Origin of the sequence: Burkholderia sp. LMG 13014 (genome assembly GCF_905232215.1) — a bacterium.
In the GTDB taxonomy this organism is placed as follows: Bacteria; Pseudomonadota; Gammaproteobacteria; order Burkholderiales; family Burkholderiaceae; genus Burkholderia.
Map to the genome: position 1 here is coordinate 1 of NZ_CAJNKE010000549.1, position 3,926 is coordinate 3,926.

Below are 3,926 nucleotides of genomic sequence, written 5' to 3' on the forward strand. Positions count from 1 at the left end.
CACGACGAACTCGCTGCCTTCCCCCACCGCGCTGCGCACGTCCACATGACCGCGCAGCGTCGTCACGATTTCGCGCACGACGGCGAGCCCCATGCCGATTCCGTCCACATGCAGCCCGACCGCGTCGTTCGCTCGATAGAACGGCTCGAAGATCTTCGACAGGTGCTGCTTTGCGATGCCGGCGCCCGTATCGCGCACGGCGATCTTCAATTGCTGGCCGGCCGGCGCGTCGGCGAGCGTGATCGACACGTCGATCGATCCGCCGAGCGTGTACTTGACCGAGTTCTCGATCAGGTTCGACAGCACCTGGCGCAGCAGCTTGCGATCGGAACGGATCGCGAGGTCGTGCGGCTCGACCCGCTGCACGATCGCGATTCGCTTGGCCGCGATCTTCTCGCGCAGCGGGTCGAGCACCTCGGCGAGCAGCGACGCCATGCTGACGGTTTCCCGTTCGGCAAGGCGCTTCGTCGAGCGCAGCTTGATGTAGTCGGTCAGGTCCTTGACGAGCGCTTCGAGCGACGACGCGGAATTCTGCAGACGCCGGATCGTCTTCAGGTTCGCGTCCGACTGCGGGCGCGCGAGCAGGATCTCGATCGAACCGCAGATCGCCTGCAGCGGCGTGCGCAACTCATGGCTGACCATCCCGAGGAACGCGTTTTTCGCCTCGATCATTTCGAACGCGCGGTCGGACGCCTTGCGTTCGGCGTCGAGTGCCGCGTCCTGCCGTTCGAGCAGATCGTCGCGCGTGCGCATCGTATAGAACAGCAGCAGGAACAGCGCGCACAGGATCACGCCGAGCACGATGCCGAGGATCAGGATCGCGCGCTGCTTTTCCTTCAGCTGATGGAACGTGAAGTCGCGCTGCGCCATCTCGATCGCGCGGAAATAGTTCGCGAGGCCGTTGACCTTCGGCCAATACGCATTGACTTCGTCGATCACCTGCTGCGCGTGCTTCGGCGAGTCGCGCAGCAACGGCACGTCGCGTTTCAGGCGCGTCATGAATTCGCCGAGCGTGTCGATCTCGTTGCGCGCGCGCGGGATGCGCAGCCAGTATTCGGACACTTCCGACGGCCGCTGCAGAAAGCCGAACGACACCGACAGGCTGTCGAGCTGCATCTGCACGTGATCGAAGTCGTCGTCCTCGCGCGTCGCGTAGAGGATCAGTTGCCGGTCGAACCGCGTATAGACGTTCCGGTATTGCGCGGCGGTCCAGAACACGCCTTCGCGCGGCCCTTCGAGCACGCCCTCGTTGACCGACGTGGCGAGGAGGTCCCACAGCAGGAACGCCCACGCGGCGAACCCCATGATCCACAGCGAGCCGAGGATCAGGATGATCTTTCTGTTCTTCCGCCGCCGGCGTTTCATTTCACCGTCAGGCCGACGATCTGCCACGCGAACTTGGCTTCGCCGAGCGGCGTCTTCAGTTCGTCGGGATACTGGTCGCGCGGGTACATGATCCACAGCGGGCCGTAGTTGTCGTTGCCGAGCACCTTGCCGTTCATCGTACGCGCGAGGATCACGCCGTAACGATCGGCGTCGGACACGGGAATCGTGAACGTGTACTCGTCGATGCAGCGGAACTCGATCTGCGTGCCGTGCGCGCCGACGGCCTTCAGGATGTCGGACAGGCGCGGGCCGGTGAAGGTCGCCTTCGGCGTCCAGCTGGTCGACGTGACGATCGTATGCTGCGGCAGCGCCATCAGCGCCTGCTCGGAAAACACGTACGTCGCCTTGCCCTGCTGGTTGTGCTTGTCGATCTTGCCGTCGACGGTGAACGTGAAGGACGAAGCGGCCCAGGTCGCGGCGGCCATGCCGAGCAGGCAGGCCGTCAGCAGGCTCTTGGTCCAGATGGTCGAAATTCGCATGTCTTGCCCTCGGTCGTGCGGGAGTGGTGTGTCGCTGTGGTCTCAGTTCGCGGCGGCCACGGCCGGTAGCGTGATCTTCAGTTCGCGCGCCACTTCGGCGAACAGGATCGGCAAGCGCACCGGTTTTTCCTCGCAGCGTGCGTTGTAGTGCGACACGATGTGCGCGATCTCGTCCTCGCTGGCTTCGCCTGTCGAGATCTTGCCGGTCAGCAGGAAGATCGGCGCGCCGCTGTTCTCGCTCGAGCGGATGCCGCGCACGAGTTCGGCGGCCGTCTGGTCGCCAAGCATCCAGTCGAGGATGTAGCCGTCGAAATCCTCGACCTCCAGCGCCTTGCGGAACGTCGCGCCGTCGAAGTACGGAATCGCGTTCACGCCTTTTTCGATGAAATATTCACACACCGTTTCGGCGACGTCCTGCGAATCGTCGACCACGGCGATCCGCGCCGCATACACGTTCGGCTGGGTCGAGCGCAGCTCGATGACGTCGACCGGATACGTGCGGCCCTCGCGCGCGTGCTGACGCTCGGTGATGAGCCATTCGCCCTGCCACTGCAGCGCGACGAAATCCGTCTCGATCTGGCTGCTGGCCTTGGTCGAGATCGCGGCGCGGCAGCGGAAGCGCCGCGTCTCGATCACGAGCGTCGCGTCGATCATCTCGGGGGCGGCCGGCTGCGTGCCCTTGTCGTCGAGCAGGATCGCGGGCGGCACGCCGAAGTGCGTCGCGATGTCCTGCAACTGCGACAGGTTCCACGGGATCAGGCCTTTCATCTTGCGCGTGACAACCGAGAAGCTGAGGCCGAGCACATTCGCGATCGTCGTGTTGTGACTTCGCGGCGGAATGCCGTTCCGGTTCAGTAGGTCGCGCACCTTGTTGGCGGTGATGAGATCGACGTTGGCCTGCTCGCTGTTGGACATCTCGATGGGGTCTCCAGGGGTTTTTGGCGAGGGAGAGCATATCAAAACTGACGTGACACGCAAACTTCGAAAACGCGAATCACCTTGACATGCCATTTTTCTCCATTATTATTGCTCACCACGTCACTATTGTTTGTCGCGTCATGTTTGGAGATCGATGCCGGCAACAGTCGGTACAGCGAAAAGCGACAACAATGAAGCAGTGACTGAACGATTCGAAGCGAGAACCTGAGAGAGCCTAGGCGTGCGTGTCGGCGTTGGCGGATTGTATCCGCTGCGCCGCGCGCCACCGGGTGCGCGCTCGCGGGGGTGGGATAGCGCGAAGAATTGCGGCGCCAATAAAACATGAGGAAGGTAACAATGTACCGCCGTTTACTCGCACCGGGGCTGCTGTTGCTATTGGCCGCGTGCGCGCAGGATCCGTCCATCACCAGCAACACGGTGCGGATCTGCGACGACACAGGTTGTTCTGACCGTCCTAAAGATCAGGTGTCCTATCAAAAAAGGGACGATTCGGAAGACCGTGAAGATCCGCGCATCGCTGCGTTGAAGCAGACGGCGAAGACCCAGCCGAAGGCCGCCTACGACCTCGGCCTGCGTTATTTCCGCGGCGACGGCGTGCGCCAGGACAGCTACCAGGCACTCAAGTGGATGCGCGAGGCCGCCGAACGCGGCGACCTGCAGGCGCAGAAGGCGCTCGGCAGTTTCTACCTGTTCGGCCTCGAGGAAATGGGCTCCGATCCGCGCGAAGCGGAGAAGTGGCTGTCGATCGCGGCCGGCCGCGGCGACAAGGAGTCGAAGAAGCTGCTCGAGCTCGCCCGCCAGGCCAAGAAGGAAGACGAAGAAGACTGGAAATGGCGCACGGAATGGCGTGACCGCTATTACGGCTACTGGTACTCGGGCTATCCGTACTACGGCGTCTGGCAGCAGACGTACTGGTACTACTGACCGGGCCTGAAGCAACGGGGGCAGCCGCGGGGAGACCACCATCGCGCGCCAGCCGGGGGGCTTATCGAAGTTCGCACGAACACATAAGCCGAACAACGACTCTATCGATCGATAACGACATGAAGACCATCCTTTCCCAACGTCTCACTCAAGGTGCGCTGGTCGCAGCGCTTTGTGCATCCGTCGCGGGCTGCGGCG

4 protein-coding genes are annotated in these 3,926 nt (G+C 62.9%); 1 reads left to right on the plus strand and 3 read right to left on the minus strand.

Features of this window, described 5'->3' with window-relative positions; genetic code table 11:
• From atsR to JYJ84_RS30610, 3 genes are all read right to left on the minus strand, one after another.
• Positions 1–1,365: HAMP domain-containing sensor histidine kinase (gene atsR, locus JYJ84_RS30600; protein WP_205170632.1), on the minus strand; the 1,365-nt coding region annotated here is incomplete at its 3' end.
• Positions 1,362–1,865 carry a molybdopterin-dependent oxidoreductase gene (locus tag JYJ84_RS30605; RefSeq protein ID WP_175218939.1) on the minus strand — a complete coding sequence of 168 codons (504 nt, stop codon included), beginning with the start codon at positions 1,863–1,865 and terminating at the stop codon, positions 1,362–1,364. The genes atsR and JYJ84_RS30605, both read right to left, overlap by 4 nt.
• A gap of 42 nt (positions 1,866–1,907) precedes the next feature.
• On the minus strand, positions 1,908–2,780 hold the full coding sequence (locus JYJ84_RS30610; RefSeq protein WP_122948607.1) for a helix-turn-helix domain-containing protein: 873 nt from the start codon (positions 2,778–2,780) through the stop codon (positions 1,908–1,910).
• Positions 2,781–3,140: 360 nt separating this feature from the next.
• Here JYJ84_RS30610 and JYJ84_RS30615 point away from each other — a divergent pair, with 360 nt between their 5' ends.
• Entirely contained in the window at positions 3,141–3,728 is a 588-nt protein-coding gene (locus JYJ84_RS30615) for a tetratricopeptide repeat protein (protein WP_122948609.1), read from the plus strand.
• Positions 3,729–3,926: the final 198 nt, after the last annotated feature.

What these genes read in the sequence shown, in the direction of transcription:
- JYJ84_RS30610 (WP_122948607.1), bottom strand. Translation starts at nt 2,780, where the DNA reads ATGTCCAACAGCGAGCAGGCCAACGTCGATCTCATCACCGCCAACAAG.
- JYJ84_RS30605 (WP_175218939.1), bottom strand. Translation starts at nt 1,865, where the DNA reads ATGCGAATTTCGACCATCTGGACCAAGAGCCTGCTGACGGCCTGCCTG.
- JYJ84_RS30615 (WP_122948609.1), top strand. Translation starts at nt 3,141, where the DNA reads ATGTACCGCCGTTTACTCGCACCGGGGCTGCTGTTGCTATTGGCCGCG.